Genomic DNA, 25,804 nt, shown 5'->3' with positions numbered 1-25,804 from the left:
GTAAAGATTAATGTATTCATAATATATTGGAAAATTAAAGTAGATTGATATATAATAATTAATAATACCTTAAAGTAAAGGAGGATGACATTGGAAAATACTTCTTATCAAGTTAATAGGGAAGATTATAGTAAAACCCCTCCGATACTTTTTGTACCTATTAATAATCTAAGAATAACAATTGCATCACAATCCATATATACAGGGGCATTTAGAGTAGAAAACAAAGGGGGAACTCCCTTAAAGGGTAAAGTTTTTTCTAAAAAAGGATATGCAGAGTTTACACCTGAAAATTTTAATTCTGCAGAATGGAAGGATAATGTGCAGGTTATCATATATCGTATTGATAGTAAAAATATGTTTTGGGGTAATACATATGAAGATACTTGGATAATAGAATCAAATGGAGGAGAACAGGAGATTTCTAACCATATCGGAATAAAAAAACCAATGTTAATTATTGATGAAACCAATAGCGTATCCAGCCTAGAGGAATTCACAGAGTTTGCAAAAAATAATTGGGAACGGGCAAATGAAATATTCTGTTCACCGGGATTTTTGTCTTGGCTTTATCAAAGTCAGAACTTAGAATATGTAAAAATATATAACCAAATTATTATAATTTCACAAAAGGACTGGGCATTGGAATATTTTTTAAGATTAACAAACAATAAGCAACCCCCAACCATATGGATAGAGGACGATATAAGGAAAGTAGAACTATCTCCTAAGGATAAGAGGCCAAACAAAAAAGGGATAATACTGCACAAAAAAGGATGGGGTTTGATTGATATAGAACTAGAAACCAATGAGTCTTGGATAAAACTATCTAAGTCCATATTTACAGCCCAGGATTTTAAAGAAAATAAACTTATTATTGAGTATGAAATTATACCCAATAAAATTAAAAACAAAATTAACTTTGGATATATCAAGATTCATCATGAGGATATGGAAAGCACATATAAGGTTATAGTAACACAAAAGCAAGTTTTTAATATAAGTCTTTCTAAAAAATCCTATAAACAAGATGATGTGGGAGTGCTAATAATTGAAAACGAAACCGGGAAAGATGCCATGGTTCATATCTTTCCTAAGGATTCCTGGATTGGTTTTGAGGCTAAAAAATATCTTATATCAAAAAAGGCAGAAATTCCATTTAGAGTTCGCTTAACGGGTTGGGATAAATGGGGGATGAACAAGGAACCTTATTGCGAAACGATAATCGAGCTTATGGTTAGCAATAAAAAATATAGAATAAAAGATAGTTTGGTATTGAAAGTTGATAGGATTGGTTTAGGGGGATGAAAATGAATGGATATATGCAGACATTAATGGATAAGTGGGAAGACAAATCCAATCAAAATCGTATCGCCTATCGTGTAAGACTATTTAATGCAGTAAGCTATGGACTTATGGGGAAATATAACGATTCGATACTATTGGTATCTGAACTTAATAGACAAAATCCAATAGAGATAAGGATTGCTTTAAGTCTTATTTGGTTAAAAATAAAACTAGAAAGATATGATGAGGCATATAAGTCCCTTAAGGCTTTACTCAAATACAAAAAATATTACCATGATACCGACAAAACCATTTTGGCAATCCTATATTATTTTAAGGCATTGATAGATTATTATAAAGGTAGACATATGTTTGTACAAAGGTCTCTTAAGATATTTGATGATTGCTTAGAAGAAGAAAATAGCGGAATATTATTTTTTATAAAAGCCATGATAGAAAGAGAATTTTTTAATGAAGAAAAAACCCAAGCCTATTATTATGACAAGGCTTTTCTAAATGGTTTAAGGAGCCCGTTTTTATATTCAGAGGTATACCGGTTGCTTTGTCTTGATTTCACTTATTTTTATAATATGAAGGATATGGTCAGGGCTGTTTTTATATGGGCAATAAAATATGAGGTTTTGGATAAGGAAAATGCAAAGTTATTTATAAGCTGGGCAAATCAAAATCAAGAAAGCCTCAATATTCCCAAGGACTATATAGAAAAAATGTATAATAGATGGGGTATTAGCGAGGCCTTGGTACTATTATGTGCAACCTATATAAAAGAAAATAAGAGGGATAAGGAAGCCTTTAAGGTATTTGAGGCAATAATAGATTTAAAATTTTATGTTAAGGGAGTTCATTTGGCATATATAGAAACAGCTCATAAGCTAGATATGGTAAAAATTCCTACATCAATTTTACAATCAGCAATGCTTAAGGAGCAATTTAATGAATCTCTAACTGCCTATATATACTCAATCTTATGCAAGGATGAGCAGCATAGGATGCTTTTTCAAATTCATTACAATAAGATTCTTGCCTTTGGGGAAAATGCCTTAAGAGCAAACAAACAAGGAAAATACTATATTGATATATATATGCGATTACTAGAGAAAAACGAAAACGATAACTTATTTAAAAAAGCAATATTTGAGCAGCTTTTTACATATGAAGTCTATGTAGAATCTCCCTTAATTAAATATATATGGGTTATCGAAAGCGAAAAAGAAACAACGGCTACATATATAGTCGATAAAAAGATACTTTATATAGAAGCAGTTGCCCATGAAAAAGATGAGCTGACTATTCTTTGTATAGGTCAGAGGCAGAAGGGCATTTATCCTAAAGACTTAATACGGGTGAATAAATTAGTTAAAGATGTGCCCGTAGATTTATTATTAAAGTATTATGATGAAGGCTATAGGAGTGCAAGCCTTCTAATTAGACTTACTAAATACTTTATAAATGAAATGCCAAAAAACATGGGAAATCTATCTTTGATAAAGGCTGTAAGGATAATGGGGGAATGCTTAGAAAATAGCGCATTGTCCGATACCTTCAGGAAAAAAATATCAGCTTCCTTAGGAACACTTTATAGTTTTAATAAAGAACAAGAAAAGGCATTCCCATACTTTAAACCTCTAGATTTACAGGATTTATACCCGTATCAGATAGAATACGGAATAAATGCGTTAATAGAAGGGGGAGATGTAACTAAGGCAATATTTTGGGCGCAAGGCTCGGATTCATTAGGGGATGATACAAAGTTTAAACTAGTAAAAAAGGGAATAGAGTTAAACATAGAGAATTCATATATTGCAGGGATTGCATATAATCTTATTTTAGAAAGAAAATACGATGAAGTTATTTTAGATTATGTTCTTAAGAATTATAAAGGAAGTATGGGAGAATGGTATGCCTTAAGGCATATGATAAAACTCCTAGAAAAGCCAACCTACGATATAGATAAAAAAATATTGCAAAAGGGGATTTGGATTAGAGATTTGAATGAAGAACTAGAAGAAGCTTTTCAAAACATATATGAAAAAGAACCCACCATGGCAAATGACTTTATCCTATATTGCAGCTATGAAATTTTGATAAATGGGAAGATGGTTACACCAAAAACCCTAGAAAAACTAGAAAAAAACTTTGAACTTACTCAAGATATGCTATTAGGATCATCTCTTATTCATATTTACGCAAATATCCCAATGAATATAGAAATAAAAAATGAAACAATACTACCCATTTTTAAATGGATGAAAAGAAATCAATTTATTTTTCCAATTATTAAAGAAAAACAAGACAAATTTCCGTATTTTTCGTATGTAGAACAGAATACCCCCTTTACCCATTATACTAAGAAGGGGAAGGAAGTCTATTTTTGTTATAAAATTCAAGGTTTTCCCTTGAATAAAAAGAAAATGTATCCTATAGCTTTTGGCTTATATGGAATTTGTGTTTCTTTGTTTTTTAATGAAAGTATGGAATACTATATTGAAGAAATCGATAAGGAAGACAATATTATCCTTACGGAAGTCAAAATGTATAACCATAACTGCAAAAAACTAAGGGGCAATCCAAAAGAGGTTTACGAAAAATTAAACAATGCGAGTATTTATAGCCATGATTTAGAATTTGATAAGGTTGAGTCAATACTTGATGAAATGATTTGCGAGAACCAAAAGAATAATGTAGGGTGGTTATTATAAAAGGAGGAATTGCTTGTGGGAACACTAGGATTAGATGTAGAAAGAGGATTGTTTTTAGGAATCGACTTTGGAACAACAAACTCAGTAGTAAGTGTGTATGACTTTAAAGAAGGACAAGTACAAACCATACCCATTGATGGAAGCAATGTTTTCCCAACGGCGGTACAATTCGAAACGGATCCCGATGATCCTGATAAACTATCTAGGATTTTTGGGATACAGGCAAAAGAAGCAGCTATAATTTATCCGCAAAGTACAGTTTTATCGATAAAGCGCCTTCTAGGAAGTGAAGAAAAAGTAAAAATAGTGGTAGATGATAAAGAGTATGAATTTACTCCCGAGCAGGTGACTGGGGAGATATTAGGGTATCTTAAGCAAAAAGCTGATGAATATGCTCAAGAGGAACTAAATATAGCAGGAGAATTCTCAGGCTGCGTAATAACCGTTCCTGCCAATTCAACGGATAAACAAAAGAAAATGACAAAAGAAGCCGCAAAACTAGCAGGTTTTGATGAAGATAACATATACCTTAGATTAGAACCGGCAGCTGCAGCAATTTCATATGCAGTCAACGAAAGAAAAAATAAAAAGGTATTGGTTTATGATTTTGGGGGCGGAACCTTTGATGCTTGTGTTCTGGATATAAGGATGACAGATACCGATGAACCCTCTATATCTATACTAAGTACCTTTGGTGACAATTATCTAGGTGGAAATGACGTAGATAAAATAATAATAGATATGGTTTATGAAGAATTTAAAAAAATGACTAATGAGGAAATTAATCTATTTGATTTAAACGCTGATGATGGTGCATCAAAACGGCAAAAAACAACAGCTTTAGTTCGCCTTGCCCAAGTAGCTAACCAAGCTAAGGAAAGACTTTCATCGGCTAAATCCACCAAAGTTGTTTTAGCTCCATTTATCCAGGAACCTAAAATTATTAATATCAATATGGAAATTACAAAGGATGCCTTTTTAAACCATAAAAGAATCAACCAGTTAGGGGATTCCGATGAAGTATTTAGTAAACTAGAAGGGAAATCGGTAGAAGACTTAATAGAAAGAAGTATTGAGTGTATTGATGAATGTCTAAGAGCTGCCTCCTTAGAAGCTAGAGATATTGATGAAACATTCTTAGTGGGAGGTTCCTCTGCGATTCCTAGAATAAGGGAGAAAATAAAAGAAAAGTTTGGAAAAGAACCCTTTAAATCAAAAATTAGTCCCGCCCTAAGTATTTCTCAAGGGGCAGCCCATTACTGCAATATGATTATGATGCCTACGGTAAAGGGACCTATTGTTCAAGAAAAGACCATTCACCCTTTAGGGCTCGAAATATCAGGTAGAAGATTTATGGAGATTGTAAAAAGTGGTGTAGATATTCCTGAGGAGGGTCTTACTATAGAGGCGGCGGAACTTTTGGTTACTAATTTTGACAATGTAACCAGTATGGCAATAGTTGTTTATGAAAACATGAGACCCTCTAGTGAAGAAAAGAAAGCTTCCTATGTAATGGAAGATGGTATGAAACGCCTTGCAGGAACGAGCCTAAGGGGTATCCCGTCTAAGGCAAAGGGAGAAGAAAAGGTAAAAGTAATCTTTCATATAGGACAGGACAATATGCTTAAGGTAATGGCTAAAAGCATGAGTACTAGTGGAGTAGAGACGGAGCTATCTGTAGACGACTTATACTAAAGTCATGATAGTAAGAGGAGGATTTATATGTTTAAGGAGTATCCCCCTATTTTGCTAAAGTCAAAGGAATTAATCGAAGCCTGGAGAAAAACCCTTCAGGCTTTCGATGAATTTACTGAACAAAGTATAAAGGGATGTTTTTTTCATATCAAAATGAAGGTAATGCTTAGAATACTTAATCATCTTACTGAGGAAAATAAATTATCCAAATATGATGAGCGGATATTTGAATACTTTGATCACTTAATGCATCATTATCAAAGGACAATCTACTTATTTTATGATAATGAGGAAAACATAAAAACGGGAAAAGCAAAAGAAATATTGATTGGAATATGCACCGTACTTTTGTCGCAGCTTAAGCAATTTAAAGAAAGCCAGCTGGCAAATCAGGGAATAGCCGACCCTAAGGCTAATATCAATCCAATTAAAATAGAAAAGGATAAATTTGTTACAGAACAAAAGATAAATATCTTAAATCAGTTAGATGAACTGGAAAAGCTATGGCTTAATTATAAAATAGGCCCAACTTTAATAAATTCAAGAAATAGATTAATGGACATCTATAAAGGTGAAGATTCACAACTAGAATTCATAAGAGAATTATATCTCTTATTGATTGAAGAAATGAGTGAACCTCTTTATAAATGTTATACAAAAAGGTCAGAGAAGGGTATAAAAAGGCTTAACGATTTTCATTTAAGAAAGGCTGCCAATTTTTACTATGAATCCATAAAACAAGAAAAAGATAATGTGGAGGCAATTATTAAGATTCAAGTGAATGCCTTGGAAGAAGAAATGAAAATAGAGCAGTACGAAAGTAGTGAACAGCAAATAATCCAAGAAATTCTACATACCATAAGGGAGGCCTATCAGCATTTAGGAAAAGAAATCGAAGAGTTAGAGGATTTCTTTAAAGAGGCAGAAAAAGAGCCTAACAAAATAATATTACTTGATAAAGAGGGATTTGAAAACTACCTGAAGTTTCAAGGAATGAGATTGTATATTAATGACATCACCGTAAGAAAGAAGCTTAGGCTCAAAACCGAAGAGCCCTTAGAGTTTATTGATAATTTTAATGACTTTACCGAAAAATGGGGCTCCTTGAAGGAGGAACTTTTAAAGATATATATAGAAAAGTTCAACCCAGGGGCTCTACTAAAGGAAATAGTCGAAAATTTATATATAAACAAAGAAGCCGGAGAAAGAATAGTAGATTTTTTTCTAGAGTTTAATAAAAATCAGGAATTATACAAGGATATACCGGAAGAAGCTGAGTATACCCCTATAATAGAAGGAATCTCTGAAACAATTTCTATAAAAATTGAAAGCCTAAGGGAAAGCCTAGAGTTATACCAGAGTACAATCAATCAATTTGAGGAATATGTAAAAAAAGAGTTGGATCCTATTGTGATAGAAAAAGAATACGAAAAAATCGACTTAGAAATATACAATAAATTTATTAGCAAGTATGATACCCCTATAGAGGATGTTCTAACACAAAAAGGAGCATTTTTAGATAATGAAATCAAAGAGGGCTATGATGCCCTTATGGAAAGGCTAGGAAGAAAAGTAGAAAAAATTAAAAATGAAGCTAATAAAAAAATGATAAAGTATCTTAGGGAGCATCTGTTTTTTGAAATGAGCACCTATGAAGAAATAATAAACTATTCGGTATCTAGACTTAGAAATGAAAATGAAGAGGTAGTAGCTTCTTATGTAGAAAATATTGATGCCCTTACCCTAAAACTAGAAAACCTGCTAGAGGAATTTAAAGTTGAATTTATAAACCCTAAGACCCATGAAAAATTTAATGGGAAAGAACATGAAGTTCTGATGGCTGAAGTAAAAGAAGGATTTGAAAAGGGTGAAATCATCAAGACCATGAACAGGGGATATAAATATAACAATCAAATCGTATTAAAAGCCAATGTAGTTGCAGGCAAATAGGTGAGGATGAGAAGCTATGAGCTGGAAAATATTCAAAAAACAAATTTCATCAATGGACTTTAATGACGAAACAAAATTCATACTAGGAATAGATATAGGAAGCAAAGCAACCAAAATAGCCATTTGGAATGTTAATAGGAAGCAGGCAGAATTAATCGATATGAGTGGTGGTTATGGGAATCCCTCCATACCAACGGTTATGCAATACATTCCAGAAAATAGGGAATGGGTCTATGGTGAATATGCCCTACTTAATAGGGGATATTTTGATGATATCACAATTCATAATATCTTATCAAAATTAGGAACTAAGGAACTTATAAATATTAGTGGTAAACCCATGAATATACCAAACCTCCTTAGTAGATACATTAAAGAAATAATAGATATGTGTAAGAACCTAAACCCCAATGCAGATATAGTAGGGGTTATAGCCGCAGTACCGGATTATTTTTCGGAAAGTGCTAGGGAAGAATTAGAAAGAGCTTTTTCAATTGCAGGGCTTAGTAAGGCCTTAATAAATCTAATGGGTTATAGAGAATGTATTTTAAGATATTTGTATTTTGAGCGTTCTCTAAACAGTGAAGAAAAGGTTTTATTTATCGATTATGGGGGAGAACAGATACGGGGAGGACTTATTAGGGTTAATCCTTCCAATGAAGGGAGTGTTAATGCGGAGACATTATCTTATTTATTTGATTCAACCTTGGGAGGAAGAAAACTTGATAAACTATTAAAAAAGTTATTTGTTAATTTTTATTGTGAAGAAACAGGGCTAACTCAACATAGGATTAGTGATGAAATTCTCCACCAAATTGAGGTCTTTGCATATCAAAATAAAGGGTTATTATTCCAAAACTATTATAAGAAAAAAACAACAAAACTATATTTTAACTTTGTATATCCTGCCTTCCAAAAGTCCGTTACTATTGAGGATATGGATAGGCTCATAGAGCCATTTTCACAAAGTATTAAAGAATTTATTTCTAAATTGTTAAATAAAACAATCAACGGAGTAATCGATAAAAATGAAATACACAAAATAATAGCCGTTGGGGGCGGCTTTGAAATGAGCTGGATGAAGGAACTTTTAGAAAACGAATTTCTAGGAAGTTCCATCATATACCCAAAAGAAGCAGAAGGGACGGTAGCACTAGGGGCATGTATAGGTGCCGCTTCTTACTTGGGAATCATTCCTGAGACAATGATTAAATTAACAGATTACCATAGGTTAACCTGGGATATAGGGATTAATGGAGCCTTTAGAAAGGCACCTTGTTTCATACCCCTAATAGAAAAAAATACGTTTTGGTGGCAAAAACCCAAACCAAAAATATTTATATTGGATGGGGAAACGGAAAACACATTATGTATACCTGTATACAAAAGAAATGATAGGGGGGAGATAACACCCCTACATACCATAAACCTTGAAGGCTTACCCGATAGACCTTCAAGAACCCTAAGGCTAAAATTTACCTTAGGATTTAGACAATATGACCAAATAGAGGTAATCATAAAGGACTGTGGATTCGGAGAAATGTTTCCCGCCACAGATTATACCCAAACTGCAATTATCCAACTATAACATAAATACCTAATATAGCCACCACCATTCTTGCATAATCACCTCAACTAATTTAACATTATAAACCACAAAATCCGCATGGAATCCCATAACTATCTATCCATGTAAAAGGAGTGAAATAATGAACTGGGAAGAATACAAGAAACAAATCGAAGAACAAAAAGATCTCCCCGAAGAATGGTATATCCTAGGAATAGACCTAGGGACAACCAACTCAGTAATAAGTTACTGGGATAATAATAACAAAAAACCCGAGCCCATAGACATCAGCAATGGATTTGGTAAGATTCCTCTTCCTTCAGTAGCTCAATATAGGGGAGAAGAAGGGGACGAAGAGGAATGGGTTATAGGAGAAGAAGCCTATAGGTCTATGAAAATTTACCCGGAAACCACCATAAGATCAATCAAAAGAAAAATGGGAACCAACGAAAAAATACAAATAGAAGATAAAGAATATCTTCCGGAAGAGATATCGGCAATGATTTTAAAAGAATTGATAAGTCATTGTAAAAACATGAACCCAAATGCAGAGATTGCAGGGTGCGTAGTTTCTGTACCTTATGATTTTGATGATGGGGCAAAAAAGGCTACGATGAGAGCTTGTGAATTAGCGGGATTGAAAGATAAGTTGATTTGCCTTATAGAAGAACCAAAGGCAGCGGCCCTAGCATATAATTTCAGACATCAATTATCCAAGGATGAAAAAATCATGGTTTTTGATTTTGGGGGAGGGACTTTAGATATTACTCTATTCCATGTAGTCGAAAAAGATGATTGTCGCATCAAGCTGCAGGTAATAAGCGAAGGAGGGGAAGCACGCCACGGGGGAGATAATATCGACGAAGTCCTCCTAAAACAATGTTATTTATATATAGAAAATAAAACAGGACAAAATAAGGATGCTATGACACCAGAAAATCAAGCAGAACTTATAATGAGAGCAAGGGAAACAAAAGAAAGATTATCCGGGGTCAAAAGCTTTAGAATTCCTTTTACCTTTTGTATTCCGCCATTTGTAGAACAAATAACAAGGGAGCAATTTGAAAATTTAATCCATGACTTTATAGAAAAAACGAGAAAACTTGTATTAAAAGCTTTAAGAGAAGCTTATACTGGGGCACTGCTTCCAAGCGACATAGATAGGGTACTTCTTGAAGGGGGTTCATCTACTATGCCTTGGATAAAAGATATGCTAATAGGTATATTTAATGAAGAAAATAAAATATACACATCAGAAAGACCAGCTCTAGATATCTCCTTGGGTGCTACTTATTATGCAGCTATGAAAATGGGGGTGTTAACCCACCCTGATTTAGAAGCGGAAAAGGTAGAAGTGGAATTTGAAGTTACAGTTCCCCATGATATTGGACTCGAAGTAGATCATGGCACAAGGAAATCTTTTTTTACCATGATAAGAAGGGGGACCCCCTATTCATTGGCAAAAAAAAGCCATATATTTACTCTATCAGGGAAAACTCTTGAAGATATGACAACTCTAGAACTTAGAATTCTAGAAAGAATAGATAAAGAAGATACCATAGAAAATTGTAAGTTAATTGGGGATGTAGGCATAAAGGGATTGCCAAAGAGGCCATCAGGTAAGACTAAGTTGCAGGTAACCCTTGCAGTAGAGGAAGAAGGGGGGCTTGTAAAAGGTGCAGTTGAAGATTTAGGATTCGGAGAAGAGTATCCCCCTAGCGGATTTAAGCAGCCCTTTGATCCAAGCCGATTTAATAAGACAGTACTGGAGGGAGAAGAATGAGTTATTTAGGAATAGATTTAGGAACCACCAATTCGGCAGCAATCATATATAAAGATAAAACAGATGAAATGGAAATTGTAAAGATAGATGGAGTGGATGAAATCCTTCCCTCTGTTGTGTGCTATGGAGAAGAAGGGATTATAGTAGGCAGTGAGGCCAAGGCTGGGGCAATCATATATCCAGAAAGCACCGTGATTTCTGTCAAGAGATTCATGGGACAATCGGAAAAAATCAAAGTAGGAGCCTTAGAAAAACTCCCGGAAGAAATAAGTGCCGAAATACTAAAAAAGTTAAAAAAAGCAGCAGAAAATCAAAGTGGAGAAAATTTTGATGAAGTAGTCATAACCCACCCAGCATATTTTAACGACAGACAGATATTTGCAACAAAAAAAGCAGGGGAGATGGCAGGATTTAAGAATGTTCATCTTTTATCAGAACCCCTAGCAGCGGCAATAGAATATGGGTATAGGCAGGGGTATGCCCAAACCCTTTTAGTATATGACTTAGGTGGGGGAACCTTTGATGCTTGTGTCCTAAAGGTATCCCAAGATAAAAATGGGGAGGAAATATTTCAAGAATTATCTGATGTCGGAGATATGAATCTTGGGGGAGATGATTTTGACAGTGAACTTATACGCCTGATGAAAGAGAATTTTTTAAAGGAGACAGGGATTAATCTAGACAAGTTAGAAACTGTAGAAAGAAAAAGAGTGGTTCAAAAACTAAAGCAAGAAGCGGAACAAGCCAAGAAGAAACTTTCAGGAACTAACAAAGTAGCCATAAGGATTCATCCCCTTATAATTCATGAAGGGGTCCCCAAAAATCTAGTAATGGAGTTAACAAGGGAAGAATTTGAAGCCTTAATTAGAAAATATATAGACAGAAGCCGTGAAATTATACAAGAGGCCCTAAAAAGGGCAGGAAGGGAACCCGACGAAATATCAAAGGTAATCTTAGTTGGGGGTTCAACCCTAATTCCTATGGTAAAAAGAATGGTTGGGGGATACATTAAGGAACCCTATCGTGCTACGGACCCTGCAAAGAGTGTAGCCATGGGGGCATCGATTTATAATTATCTCATCCACCTTCCTAACAGCAATGTAAAGGTGGGGCAAATCACCCGCCAAATTTTTGGTACGGAAGCGGTTATAAATGTAGATACCATGAAAAAAGAATTAATTCCCATTATCCCCATGGGCAGTTCTATTCCGGCAAAGATATCTGATAGAAACTTTGCCAGTATGTCCGGGGCTTCTTCGGTACAGGTTGATGTTTATCAATGGGAGCAAGATAATGAAGAAGAAAGAAAATATATAGGTAGTGTAATGCTTACGGGGCTTAAGGGTACTACCCAGCTAGAAATTACCTATGCCATAGATGAAAATAATCTTTTCGAAGTATTTGTAAAAGATTTATCTACAGGAAAAACTGAAAGAGCAGAATTTGATAGGACCAAGGTTATGCCGCCACCTAAAAGAGAGCTTTCGACTACTTCTGCCGAAAATATGAATATTGTATTTATAATAGATACTACAGGGAGCATGGACACCTATATTAATGGAGTTAAGGATAGGGCCATAGAATTTTCAAATATACTAAGTCGAAAAGGTATAGGTTTCCAATTGGGCCTTATAGGTTTTGGTGATTTAGGAGAAAAAGAAAACCCCAGTGTCTATAACTTCACAAATGAAGTAGAAAAATTCCAAAGACAAGTTAAAAATATTCCAAGAACCTATGGAGGGGATATACCCGAATCTTCTTTGGAAGCGGTAGGTACAGGTATAGAACTTTTGAAAACTTCTAAAGTGGACAAAAGTGGTAAAAACATATTTATACTTATAACTGATGCCCCACCCCATGTACCTACGGAAGATGGGAAATATGTTCCTGAGATTTGTGCTATGCTAAGGGAAAGTAGTATAACAACTTATGTTGTAGCAAGAAAGGATAAATTAAGCATAGAGAGCTATGATCCTTTAACAAAGCCTAATGGAAAATATTATGATTTACAAGATAAGTTTACAGATATCTTAGACAATATAGCAATGGACATTGCAGAATTGGTACGATTATAAGAGGTGAATAAGATGTCCTCATTAATACTTAGCGTCTCTCCTGAAACAGTGGAGAGACCATACTATTTTTATATGACTAAAATTAAGGTATATTCCATAGAAGAATTGTATTATCACTGCTACCATTATTGGAAGCAGTCTATTGATGACTTTTTAATGGGAAAACTAGAAGACTGGGTAAGAGTGGAATTAGGTTTATCTCATATAAGTGGACAGATAAAAAGGATAAAAGATGGGCAGCAATCCATAACAGAACAGTATATTGGGTTTCTAGATCTTATTGATTATTTTTATGAATCTGAATTAGATACTCTAAGAAAAGAAATTTTCAAATGGGAAAATAAAGCAGAGTGGGAAAAGTGTAAGGAAAAAGCCGATTATTTTATGTCCTTAAAAAAGCCAGAGGAAGCAATAAAGTGGTATAAAAAAGCCATAGTCTTTGATGAAAACTCCAAGGTTTATAATAATATGGGAATTGCTTGTATGCACTTAGGATGGTATGATGATGCTGCCTATTTTCTTACCAAAGCAAATGAAAAAGAATCTAATAATTTGTCTATACTTTTAAATCTAACAGAACTCTATATACTTAAAACAGATTATGAAAAAGCAGCAGAATATCTTAATGAAGCAGCAGCTATGGAGGATTCTAAACTAATATGGTTTTACTACGGAGAACTGTATAACAATCAAGGCAGTGAAAATGAGGCAGTGGAGTCTTATAAAAGGTCTATTAAAAAAGGTGATGATTATGATAGTTATATAAGATTATCAAGGCTATATATAGGTAAAAGGCAATACGAACTAGCAGAAGACTATCTAGAACAAATCCCTTCTAAGCTTAGGAAAGAAGAGTATTGGTTGGAATATTCGAATCTATATGAAAGCTGGAACAAAGAAGAATTGGCAATAGATTATGCCCAAAAAAGTATAGAAATAAATAAGAATTATATTTTAGCTTGGGTCAGATTAGCAAGACTATATAGAAAAAAGAAAAAACTAGAAGATGCATCTAGAGCAATCCAAGAAGCACTTAAAATTAACGATGAATATGAAGGAGCAAAACTCGAACAAGCCCGTATACAAAAAGAACAAGGTAAACAAAAAGATTATCAAGGCTCTTTGCTAGAATTAGTAAAAAGATGGATTCACAGATATCGACATGATTCCATGTAAGAATAAACCTATACCCTAACTCTCCTGATTCTTTGATGCCTTTTGCAATACAAATATAATTTTAAGAATGGGGGATACTTTGAATATAAAATATGCCAATAGTATAATATCCTCATAAATATGACGGGAGGCAAATATATGTACAAAAAAATCAAATTCGGAATTATAGGAGCAGGAAGAATTGCCAAGAAGTTTGCAGAAGGCATAAAATATGCAAAAGAAGCTGAGCTTATCGGCATCGCATCAAGAAATATAACCAAGTCTAATGAATTTGGAGATATCTTTGGAATTAAAAAAAGATATGATAATTATGAGGCATTGGCTAAAGACGAAGAAATTGATGTCGTTTATATTTCGACTCCTAATGGACTACATAAAGACCATGCAATATTGTGCCTCAAAAATAAAAAAGCAGTAATCTGCGAAAAACCCTTTGCAGGGAGCAAAAAAGATGCAGAAGAAATGATTAGCATAGCCAAAGAAAATAATGTATTTCTGATGGAAGCCATGTGGACAAGGTTTTTTCCACTGATTAGAAGGATAAGGGAAATACTCAATGAAGATATCATTGGTAAAGTTAAAATGATAAAAGGAGATTTTGGATTTAAGTCCAGCACGGGATATGATGATATCCGTTTTGATAAAAATCTAGCAGGGGGGGCAATAATGGATGTAGGGGTATACCCTATTTCTTTTGTATCCATGATATATAATAGGCAACCCAAAGAGATAAAAGTCATATCAGATATATGTCATACGGGGGTAGATGAGCAATCATCCATGATTTTTGGATACGAAAATGGGGAAATGGCACTTTTAAGCTGCGCAATAATGACAGAAACCCCCAAAAATATATTTATTATAGGTGATAAGGGGTATATACATATCCCCCATGGTTGGTATAGAGCTGAAAAAGCTTTTATCCAAGTACACAATAAGGATCAAGAAACAATCCATATGCCCATGGAAGGCAACGGATATAATTATGAAATAGAAGAAGTTATCAGATGCCTTAAGGAAGGTAAGTTAGAAAGTGATATTATGCCCCTTAAGGAATCCTTGGAAATTCAACAAACTCTAGATACCATCAGAAAACAAATCGGTATAATCTAATAAACAACAAATCCCAACCATTAAAAAGGTTCAAAGTTTGTAGGGCAGGCATCTATGCTTGTCTTTTTTTTATAATTTATAGCATAATTATATTCTAAATTTCCCAAAATGGGGCATTATAAAACTGAGGTGATATATCTATGGCAGAAAGCAAAGAGGAATTAAAGAAAAAGTTAACAGATATCCAGTACAAAGTAACTCAAGAAAATGGGACCGAACCGCCTTTTCAAAACGAATATAACGATAACTTTGAAGATGGGATATATGTCGATATCATAAGTGGCAAACCCCTCTTTTCATCTAGGGAAAAATTCGAATCAGGGTGCGGCTGGCCTTCTTTTACAAAACCCATTGATAGCAATTTGGTAAAGCAAAAGCAAGATTACAGTCACAATATGATAAGAACAGAGGTAAGAAGTTCTGGCTCTGACTCCCATCTTGGACATGTATTTAATGATGGACCCATAGAAAAAGGCGGCCTTAGGTATTGTATCAATTCCGCTGCTTTGAAATTTATTCCTAAGGATAAGATGGAAGAAGAAGGTTATGGGGAGTATATGGATAGAGTTTAATAATTTTTATTAGGACTTAATAGTAAACGTGTATAAGCTACTGATACAAATTGGTTGTTTATGCACGTTTTTATATTATTGACTGTTTTTCACTTTTTTTTGAAATTATATTGTTTTTTTGTATAAAAAAATGTAGAATATTAAGGAGGGAGGCGTATTCATAGTGAGTTCAAATGAAATATTTATTGCGCATTATAGGAAAGAAGATGATGTGATTCAGACTGTAAAAGAGCACTTAATTGAAACATCTCGTCTAGCTGGGAAATATGCTAATAAAGTTGGCATGAAATCATGGGGGGAATTAATAGGGCTACTACATGATTTAGGGAAACAAACAGAATTATTTAATTCATATATAAAATCACAAACTGCATTATTAGATAAGGGTGATAAAAATTATATGGAGCCCATCCAATGGAAGGGAAAAGTAGATCACTCATCAATAGGAGCACAATACATATATCAATTGGAAAAAATAGATGAAAGGATTAGGTCCATTATATCATTAATAATTAAATCACATCATGGGGGATTGATTGACTGTCTAACTCCTGATGGGAATAACTTACTACATGAAAAAATGCAGAAGGCTGAAACAATTGAGAGATTAATAGAGGCAGTAAATAATTTGGATGATGAATTAAAATCTCTAATTGATAAATTAACTAATGAAGATTTAGTTACACCGCTTAAGAATAATCTTGACCGTATAAAGAAATTTAAAGACGATAAAACAACTTTTTATATGTTTGGTCTACTTATAAAGTATTTATTTAGTTGTTTGATAGATGCAGATAGGCAAGATACCGCAGACTTTCAAATGCCAATGGGGAAGACGAGACGTTTAAATAGTGAATATATAGATTGGACAACTCTAATAGAAAGATTAGAAAATTATATTTCTAAATTTCAGATTCGTAATAAGATAGATAGTTTAAGAACAGAGATATCTAATAGTTGTAAAATTGCGGCGAAAGCTAATAATGATATTTTTCAACTTACAGTTCCAACAGGTGGAGGAAAGACCTTATCTAGTCTGCGATTTGCACTTCACCATGCCAAAGAAAATAAAATGGATAGAATTATATATGTGGTGCCCTTTAATACGATTATTGATCAAAATGCTCAAGAAATTAGAGATATCTTAGAAACTAATGAGGAATTTGGAACTGTTGTTTTAGAACATCACTCTAACTTGACTGAGGATGAAGAAACGCCTACAACAAAATTATTATCAGAGAATTGGGATGCTCCCATTATTTTTACTTCTATGGTGCAATTATTAGATACGTTATTTGCAGGAGGGACAAGAAGTGTTAGAAGAATGCATCAATTGGCTAATTCCATAATAATTTTTGATGAAATACAAACATTAGGAGTAAAATTTATTTATTTATTCAATATGGCCATGCAGTTTCTAAAAGAAATATGTCACTCATCCATAGTATTATGTACAGCCACTCAACCACTTCTAGATAGAATTGAGCCTAAATCCTATGCATTAAATATCCACAGTAAGAACAGAATCATTAAAAACACAAATAACTTATACAAAGAATTTTCAAGAACTATTACAGAAGATCTTACAAAAACTGGAGGATGGGAGAACGAAGAAATAGTAGAATTTGTTTTAAATAAAGTAAAAGAAGGAAAAAGTGTTTTAATAATTGTTAATACAAAGAATTCTGCTATGAAAGTCACTAAAATATTAAATAAATACTCTAAAAATGTATATCATTTAAGTACAAGCATGTGCCCTATTCACCGTATGGAGCGTTTGAATGAAATGATTGATAAACTTAAACGGGCAAGGGATGGGACGGCAGAACCAATCATTTGTGTAAGTACACAATTAATGGAAGCGGGGATAAATATAGATTTTGATGTAGTTATTCGATACTTGGCAGGGTTAGATTCCATAGTCCAGGCTGCAGGTCGATGCAATAGAAATGGTTTCATGAAAGATAAGGGAAAAGTCTACATAGTTAATCCAAAAGATGAAAAGTTATCTCGATTAACGGATATTCTAAAGGGAAAAGAAGTAACGGAGCGGATTCTAGAAGAATATAGAGTTTTACCGGATAGGTTTGATAATGATTTACTTAGTCCTAAAGCTTTAGAAAAATATTATGAGTATTACTTTTTCAAAAGAAAAGAGGGAATGCCTTATTTGGTGAAATTGAAGGAGGGAGTTCAAGATAACATATTTAACTTATTATCAATAAATGAAAAGTCTATAGAGGCAGCTAAGTATAGAAAACAAGCCACCCATATTACCCTTACACAGGCTTTTGATACAGCAGCTAAAAATTATAGAGCCATCGATACATATACCCAAGGCATTATTGTTCCATATAACAATGAAAGTAAAGAAATAATATCAGGTTTATGTGCCATGTATTACCTAGAACAGGGGTACGCATATCTTAAGTTAGCTCAAAGACATTCGGTTAATTTATTTCATTATCAAATTGAGGCCCTATGTAAAATGGAAGCCATATATGAAACTCAAAAGAATTCAGGAATCTATTATTTATCAGAGGCCTATTATGATGATGCTTATGGTTTACTAATGGAATCAAAAGCTGTAGAAGCCACAATTTTATAGGAGGAGATTATGAGAAATCAAGTTGAGTTTAAAATTTATGGAAGGTACGCTCTTTTTACTGATTCCATAACCCGTGTTGGGGGAGAAAAGTTCACATATCAAATTCCGACTTATCAAGCATTAAAGGGAATATGTGAAAGCATATATTGGAAACCGACATTTCACTGGATTATTGATGAGATTCGGGTAATGAATCCTATCAGAACCCAGAGCCAAGGTATTAGACCCATTAATTACAATGGAGGAAATACCCTTTCATATTATACATACTTAAGCGATGTTGAATACGAAGTAAGAGCCCATTTTGAATGGAATCTTAATAGAACGGATTTAGAAGTAGATAGGAATGAAAATAAACATTTCTTTGTAGCGAAGAGAATGATTGAAAAAGGAGGCAGACGAGATGTTTTTCTTGGAACAAGAGAATGTCAGGCATATGTAGAACCTGTAGTATATGGCGCGAAGAAGGGGTTTTATGATAATTATGGAGAACTACGGTTTGACAGAATGTTTTATAAATTTGATTACCCAAGTGAATCCGGAGAAAACAATTTAAAGGCATATTTTTGGAAACCGATAATGAAAGATGGTGTTATTATGTTTTCAATGGATTTCGTAGATACTACACCAAAGATTATTAAAGAAATGGATTTTGAGCAGATTAGTACAGTCGGAATAAGTGAGCCAAGGCTACTAGAAGGGTATGAGGAGGCGGGGTATGAGTTGGATTCAAAGACTTTATGATACATATGAAAATAATATTTCACAAGTAGGAGTTATAGAAAGTGAAGATACAACTCCTCTACTGCCCATATATCATACTATTGTACAGGCGCAGATTGAAGTGGTTATTGATGGAAAGGGTAATTTTTTAAGAGCCCATATCTTAGATAAGGATAGCCCTAGCATAATTATACCTTGCACAGAAGAATCAGGTGGTAGAGCAGGTAAATATCCAGTTCCACATCCATTATGTGATAAGGTACAATATCTAGCTGGGGATTATAAGAAATATGGAGGCGAAAAATGGCATGGATATGAAGATTACTGCAAAAACTTATATCAATGGGCAGTATCCAATGATACCCATGGGAAGGTAAAAGCCATTTATGAATATGTAAAAAAAGGAACTCTTATAGAAAACTTGATAAATGCAAAGGTATATACCTTGGATGATAAAGGGAATGTGGAAAATAATGATGATTTTATAAGATGGTGTGTTGAACAAATAGATATAAAAGAAAGTCGTGTATGGAGGGATATTAGTCTTTTTAAGAGTTGGGAAAAATATTATAGTTCTTCATTGACATCAAAAGGCTTTTGCCAAGTATTAGGCAAGCATTTACCCACTGCTATAAATCATCCTAAAAACATATATAATAAGTGTGCTAATGCAAAAATAATAAGTTCTAATGATTCTAACGGATTTACTTACAGAGGAAGATTTCTAAATTCCACTCAAAGTTATGGGGTAAGTTACGAAGTTTCTCAAAAGGCCCATAATGCCGTGAAGTGGCTAATATCAAAGCAAGGATATAATAATGGTAAAAAAACGATTATTTGCTGGAGAACATCTAAGGTAGAAATTGCTAATATTTTTTATGATACTTTTGATTTACTAAGTGGGGAAGATCAAGGAAGTGAAAATGCAGTTACTTATACAGGGGAAGAAGTTGCCAATAAAATTAATATGAAATTACGTGGATACAATTCAAAACTAGATGAACTTGATCACGTTGTATTAATGAGTCTCGAATCAGTTACCGATGGAAGATTATCCATTACATATTATCAGGAAATGAATCCCGAAGATTTTATCGACAAATTAGAAAAGTGGCATACAACCTGCAATTGGATTCATCATTATAAAAAACCTCATGTATTCGTTGGAGCTCCGGCCCCTATGGATATCGCAAATACAATTTTTGGCGAGGGAAAGCAAGTTAATACAAAAGTTAAAATGCAGGTGATAGATAGAATTTTAACTTGTATCACGGATGGACAAAAGATACCTTTAGATTTAGTTCAGAATTCCGTTAGAAGAACAGTAAATAGGGTTGCATTTGAAAAACAATGGAATTTTGACAAATCTCTTAGTATCACTTGTGCATTATATAAAAAGTATTGCTATGATTATAAGAAGGAGGAAATAAGTATGGCACTGGATAAGGAAAGACGAAGTAGAGATTATCTATATGGCAGACTATTAGCCATAGCTCAAAATGTTGAAAGATGGGCATTGGATACAAATGATGAAAATCGACTAACAAATGCAGATAGATTAATGCAGAGGTTTTCCCAGTATCCATTTTCAACATGGAAAGCAATCGAATTAGCGCTAAAACCATCTTTCACAAGACTAAAAGGAAAAGGTAAAAGTAGGGAGAGCTTAATTGATGAAATAATGAATTTATTTGAACCGGAAGACTTCATAAAAGATACAGCATTATCCGGTGAATTTTTATTAGGTTATCACTGCCAACGTGCAGCATTAAGAAAAAAGGAGGAAGTAAAATGTTAAATAATAAGTATGATTTCTTAGTGGTTCTTAGTGTGAAAAATGCAAACCCCAATGGTGATCCCTTAAATGGAAACAGGCCACGCATTAATTATGACGGTATAGGTGAAATATCGGATGTATGCATTAAGCGTAAAATAAGAAATAGGCTAATGCAAAATGGGAAAAGGGTATTCGTTCAATCAGATGATAATAAAATGGATGGGTATAAAAGTTTAAAAGAGCGAGCTGAAAAGACTCTACCTAAAGATGTTCTTAAAGATAAGGATAAATTATATGAGGCAGCATGCAAGGAATGGATAGATGTTAGGGCCTTTGGACAAGTGTTTGCTTTTAAAGGTGGAGAAACAAAAGGGGTATCAACAGGAGTAAGAGGGCCTATATCTATTCAAAGTGCATTTAGTGTATCACCTATTAATACTACGAGTATTCAAATTACAAAGAGTGTTAATAGTGAGGGAGATGGAAAAAACAAATCTTCAGATACTATGGGTATGAAACATCGTGTAGATTTTGGTTTATATACTTTTGCAGGAAGTATCAATCCACAGCTGGCATCAAAAACAGGATTGGATGATAAGGACGTAGAGGATATAAAAACAGCCCTAATTGAACTTTTTGAAAATGATGCGTCATCGGCAAGACCTGAAGGTAGTATGGAAATAATGAAGGTATTTTGGTGGAAACACAATAGTCCTAATGGACAATATTCTTCAGCGAAGGTTCATAAAAGTGTTAAAATTAATCTAAAAAAGGGTATTGTTGAGCCAAAAGAAATAAACGACTATGTTATTTCGGTTGAGCCCTTAAAAGGATTAGAAATGGAAGAGATTGATGGAAGATAGGGGTGGAATTTAATTGTATACAGACGATGAATTATTAATGATTTCAGGTATACAACATTTCTACTTTTGTAAACGGCAATGGGCCCTAATACATATGGAACAACAGTGGGCAGAAAACATATATACGGTAAAAGGGGAAATATTCCATGAGAAAGTCGATGATCCATTTATTTTTGAATCAAGAAATGACTATTTTATAAGTAGAAGTTTGCCGCTTATTTCATATAGTTTAGGCTTCTATGGTATTGCAGATGCTGTAGAATTTAGATTAAATGATTCGGGGTGTTTTATTTCTTCTAAGAACAATTTTTATGAGGTTATACCAGTTGAATATAAGGTTGGAAAGCCAAAAGAAGATAATAGAGATGCTATCCAACTTTGTATTCAAGCCATGTGTTTAGAGGAGATGTTTCAGACTTCTATTAGAACTGGATATTTATACTATGGGAAAACCAGGCACAGGCGTCTGATAGAAATAAATGAATCATTACGACATGAGGTTTGTGATATATCGAAAAAAATGCATGAAATTATTGAAAAAGATATAAAAATACTACCTATATACTCGACTAAATGTGCTAATTGTTCTTTATATAATATTTGTGTGCCAAAAACTAAAAAGTCTTATAAGTCAGTTAAGCGTTATATTGATACAAAATTGACTGAGAAGGATTAAAATATGAGAAAATTATTAAGTACTATTTATATTACCAGCACTGGAATGGGCATATCTAAAGAGGGAGAAACAATTGTATTTAAAAAGGGAAAACAGAAAATAGCTCAGTTCCCATCTCATAATATTGAGGATATAGTTATCTTTGAACCCTTAACGATTACGCCTGCTCTAATGAAAATGTGCTCTGAAAAGGATATTAAGGTATCTTTTATTTCATATACAGGAAGATTTTTAGTTGGAATACAAAATCCCACTAAAGGAAATGTGAGATTAAGGAGAAAACAATATAGAGTATGTGATGATAAAAATGCCTGTTTAGAGATATCGAAAAACTGTATTATAGGGAAGATTTTCAATAGTAGATGTGTATTTCAAAGATTGGTAAGAGATCACAAAGACAAAATAGATAGTAAGAAAGTAAACAAAATAGTTAGTAGTTTAGCCATATCGATTAATAATATTGATAAAGTGAAGAATCTAGATTCATTACGGGGTGTTGAAGGAGAAGCAGCAAAAAACTACTATAGTGTTTTTTCAGAGCTAATATTTAACCCTGATTTTAAGAATACTTTTAGAGGACGTAATAAAAGACCACCCACAGATGAAATAAATGCCTTATTGTCATTTTTTTATACATTGTTGGCCCATGATTGTGAGGCAGCTCTTGAAACGGTTGGACTAGATCCACAAGTAGGTTTTTTTCACCAAGAAAGACCAGGAAGGTCTTCATTGGCATTAGATATGATGGAAGAACTTAGACCGTATATAGTAGACCGTTTTGTGGTAACGCTTATTAATACTAGGCAGATTCAATTAAATGATTTTACGATTAAGGAAAATGGTGCTGTTTTGTTAAATCCAGAAGCAAGAAAAAGAATTTTACAGGTTTGGCAGAAAAGAAAGCAAGATACTATCACTCATCCTTTTTTGAAAGAAAAAATAGAGATAGGGCTTATTTCATATAGCCAGGCATTATTAATGGCTAGATATCTTAGAGAAGATATGGACGGTTATCCACCATTTCTAATGAGGTGATTAATATGATGGTTGTTGTATCCTATGATGTTGCTACTTCAGAAACAGGAGGAACAAAAAGATTAAGACTAGTTGCAAAAGAATGTGTTAATTATGGACAAAGGGTCCAAAATTCGGTGTTCGAATGCATTCTAGATCCAGCTCAATTCGAAGAATTCAAACATAAACTTCTTAAAATAGCTGACTTAAATGTGGATAGTATTTGTTTCTATTTTTTGGGGAGCAACTGGAAAAATAAAATTAATCATTATGGAGTTAAGAAAAAGATGGACATTGATGAGCCACTAATATTATAGCGCGAACCCAATGATAACATTTAGATACTGAATTATTCGCGATAGTATCCTAGCATAATATATATAGAGAATCATAATAAAAAATATCTTGATTGAGCGTTAGATTATATAGACTCGCGGAAACTATATATTAATGCCATTAAGATAAAGGTGTTTATAGAATGCGGTCGCCCCTCATACAGGGGCGTGGATTGAAATATAAAGCTTTACGGGTTTTTGCGTTGGGTGAAAGTCGCCCCTCATACAGGGGCGTGGATTGAAATAACCGAACGAATACGGCCTTGAAGCATTAGCCCGTCGCCCCTCATACAGGGGCGTGGATTGAAATCTGCAATGCAATATTTAATACAAACAAGTGTTGGTCGCCCCTCATACAGGGGCGTGGATTGAAATCCGCTTTGCAATATTATATTATCGCAATGCAGGAAGTCGCCCCTCATACAGGGGCGTGGATTGAAATCATCCAACGGCGTAAATCCTCTGCAAGCGTTTTGTCGCCCCTCATACAGGGGCGTGGATTGAAATATTTCGGGTGAAGATACAGCCGAATAGCCCGTTTGTCGCCCCTCATACAGGGGCGTGGATTGAAATCGCCATCACCGTAAACGGTATAATATTGAGTATGTCGCCCCTCATACAGGGGCGTGGATTGAAATTATGTATGACGGTATAGGAACCGGCCGGTATTGTCGCCCCTCATACAGGGGCGTGGATTGAAATCCACCACCCATGCTCAACGGCGTTTTTGTGAATGTCGCCCCTCATACAGGGGCGTGGATTGAAATATCGGAACACTTGCTGGAGGGCGGGCGATCTGGTCGCCCCTCATACAGGGGCGTGGATTGAAATCACCAGTCATTAATAATAAATCAAGGTAGTATTGTCGCCCCTCATACAGGGGCGTGGATTGAAATAGTTTTAAGCATGAAAAAAGCCTGCATGGTATCGTCGCCCCTCATACAGGGGCGTGGATTGAAATTTCTATACTTGACTATGACAACACTTAAGCGATGTCGCCCCTCATACAGGGGCGTGGATTGAAATAACAATGTTATTGAGAGCGCCAACAAGAGAGCCGTCGCCCCTCATACAGGGGCGTGGATTGAAATTCTCTTAAAGAGAATAAAATCACCAAGCCCATTGTCGCCCCTCATACAGGGGCGTGGATTGAAATTTCTTCTGTCTTTGCCTCTGTTGCTCTGCCATATGTCGCCCCTCATACAGGGGCGTGGATTGAAATTTAAGATTAGTACGTTTTATACCAGAGTCATTGTCGCCCCTCATACAGGGGCGTGGATTGAAATCTTTGGGTTGTGATAGTCTACCGCAGAAAAGCCGTCGCCCCTCATACAGGGGCGTGGATTGAAATTCTTTTTTTTCAGCAATATATAATTCATCTTTGTCGCCCCTCATACAGGGGCGTGGATTGAAATTCCATGAACACATAGGGCAGAGCCTAACCTTACGTCGCCCCTCATACAGGGGCGTGGATTGAAATTAATATAAAATCTATATCTTCCCTTAATTCTTGTCGCCCCTCATACAGGGGCGTGGATTGAAATTAAATCCATCAAAAATATTATCAATAGTGCTGCGTCGCCCCTCATACAGGGGCGTGGATTGAAATTTTTTTCCCTCTTCCTTTGGGTTGTGATAGTCTAGTCGCCCCTCATACAGGGGCGTGGATTGAAATTCACCATTTAAATAATGAATAACTTTTACATTGTCGCCCCTCATACAGGGGCGTGGATTGAAATCATGCTTGATAATTTTTGTGAGAAAATTTTTAAGGTCGCCCCTCATACAGGGGCGTGGATTGAAATTACAACCATAGGTAGCCTAGACGTAAACCCATTGTCGCCCCTCATACAGGGGCGTGGATTGAAAT

General features: G+C 34.5%; 17 protein-coding genes and 1 CRISPR repeat array. All 17 genes read left to right on the top strand.

All coding sequences use genetic code 11. From position 1 onward, the window contains the following. Positions 1-90 precede the first annotated feature (90 nt). The 17 genes from GX308_09980 (at position 91) to cas2 (ending at position 23,916) form a co-directional block, all read left to right on the top strand. Complete coding sequence (locus GX308_09980) at positions 91-1,308, top strand: hypothetical protein (GenBank protein NLK22377.1); 1,218 nt, start codon at positions 91-93, stop codon at positions 1,306-1,308. A 2-nt stretch (positions 1,309-1,310) separates the two neighbouring features. Continuing rightward, positions 1,311-4,007, top strand: a complete 2,697-nt coding sequence (locus GX308_09975; GenBank protein ID NLK22376.1) for a hypothetical protein — start codon at positions 1,311-1,313, stop codon at positions 4,005-4,007. A gap of 15 nt (positions 4,008-4,022) precedes the next feature. Continuing rightward, positions 4,023-5,702: an Hsp70 family protein gene (locus tag GX308_09970; protein ID NLK22375.1), complete on the top strand. Its 1,680-nt coding sequence runs from the start codon at positions 4,023-4,025 to the stop codon at positions 5,700-5,702. A gap of 27 nt (positions 5,703-5,729) precedes the next feature. Next, positions 5,730-7,652 (top strand): nucleotide exchange factor GrpE, encoded by a 1,923-nt coding sequence (grpE, locus tag GX308_09965; GenBank protein ID NLK22374.1) that lies wholly within the window; start codon positions 5,730-5,732, stop codon positions 7,650-7,652. 16 nt (positions 7,653-7,668) lie between these two features. Then, the gene (locus GX308_09960) at positions 7,669-9,240 is read left to right on the top strand and encodes an Hsp70 family protein (GenBank protein ID NLK22373.1); all 1,572 of its coding nucleotides are present in this window, start codon (positions 7,669-7,671) and stop codon (positions 9,238-9,240) included. A 121-nt stretch (positions 9,241-9,361) separates the two neighbouring features. Then, positions 9,362-11,002: an Hsp70 family protein gene (locus GX308_09955; protein NLK22372.1), complete on the top strand. Its 1,641-nt coding sequence runs from the start codon at positions 9,362-9,364 to the stop codon at positions 11,000-11,002. Continuing rightward, positions 10,999-13,077, top strand: a complete 2,079-nt coding sequence (locus GX308_09950; GenBank protein NLK22371.1) for an Hsp70 family protein — start codon at positions 10,999-11,001, stop codon at positions 13,075-13,077. The genes GX308_09955 and GX308_09950 overlap by 4 nt, the downstream gene beginning before the upstream one ends. A gap of 12 nt (positions 13,078-13,089) precedes the next feature. Continuing rightward, positions 13,090-14,253 (top strand): tetratricopeptide repeat protein, encoded by a 1,164-nt coding sequence (locus GX308_09945; protein ID NLK22370.1) that lies wholly within the window; start codon positions 13,090-13,092, stop codon positions 14,251-14,253. A 138-nt stretch (positions 14,254-14,391) separates the two neighbouring features. After that, on the top strand, positions 14,392-15,366 hold the full coding sequence (locus GX308_09940) for a Gfo/Idh/MocA family oxidoreductase (protein NLK22369.1): 975 nt from the start codon (positions 14,392-14,394) through the stop codon (positions 15,364-15,366). Positions 15,367-15,506: 140 nt separating this feature from the next. Then, positions 15,507-15,938, top strand: a complete 432-nt coding sequence (msrB, locus tag GX308_09935) for a peptide-methionine (R)-S-oxide reductase MsrB (GenBank protein NLK22368.1) — start codon at positions 15,507-15,509, stop codon at positions 15,936-15,938. 139 nt (positions 15,939-16,077) lie between these two features. Further along, positions 16,078-18,546 carry a CRISPR-associated helicase Cas3' gene (cas3, locus tag GX308_09930; protein ID NLK22367.1) on the top strand — a complete coding sequence of 823 codons (2,469 nt, stop codon included), beginning with the start codon at positions 16,078-16,080 and terminating at the stop codon, positions 18,544-18,546. Positions 18,547-18,555: 9 nt separating this feature from the next. Further along, on the top strand, positions 18,556-19,290 hold the full coding sequence (gene cas5c, locus GX308_09925; GenBank protein NLK22366.1) for a type I-C CRISPR-associated protein Cas5: 735 nt from the start codon (positions 18,556-18,558) through the stop codon (positions 19,288-19,290). After that, entirely contained in the window at positions 19,265-21,067 is a 1,803-nt protein-coding gene (cas8c, locus tag GX308_09920) for a type I-C CRISPR-associated protein Cas8c/Csd1 (GenBank protein ID NLK22365.1), read from the top strand. Before cas5c ends, cas8c begins: the two co-directional genes overlap by 26 nt. Beyond that, entirely contained in the window at positions 21,061-21,909 is an 849-nt protein-coding gene (gene cas7c, locus GX308_09915; GenBank protein NLK22364.1) for a type I-C CRISPR-associated protein Cas7/Csd2, read from the top strand. The genes cas8c and cas7c overlap by 7 nt, the downstream gene beginning before the upstream one ends. A gap of 37 nt (positions 21,910-21,946) precedes the next feature. Further along, positions 21,947-22,585 carry a CRISPR-associated protein Cas4 gene (gene cas4, locus GX308_09910; protein NLK22363.1) on the top strand — a complete coding sequence of 213 codons (639 nt, stop codon included), beginning with the start codon at positions 21,947-21,949 and terminating at the stop codon, positions 22,583-22,585. 3 nt (positions 22,586-22,588) lie between these two features. Next, positions 22,589-23,620, top strand: coding sequence for a type I-C CRISPR-associated endonuclease Cas1 (gene cas1c / locus GX308_09905; protein NLK22362.1), 1,032 nt, complete (start codon positions 22,589-22,591; stop codon positions 23,618-23,620). Between the two features lie 5 nt (positions 23,621-23,625). Then, entirely contained in the window at positions 23,626-23,916 is a 291-nt protein-coding gene (gene cas2 / locus GX308_09900) for a CRISPR-associated endonuclease Cas2 (GenBank protein ID NLK22361.1), read from the top strand. 166 nt (positions 23,917-24,082) lie between these two features. Then, positions 24,083-25,804: a CRISPR direct-repeat array (repeat unit 32 nt; unit sequence GTCGCCCCTCATACAGGGGCGTGGATTGAAAT).

Origin of the sequence: Candidatus Epulonipiscium sp., from assembly GCA_012519205.1 — a bacterium.
Lineage (GTDB): Bacteria > Bacillota > Clostridia > Lachnospirales > Defluviitaleaceae > JAAYQR01.
The sequence above is the reverse complement of the archived record's forward strand: the minus strand, read 5'-3'. Positions and strand labels throughout refer to the sequence as shown.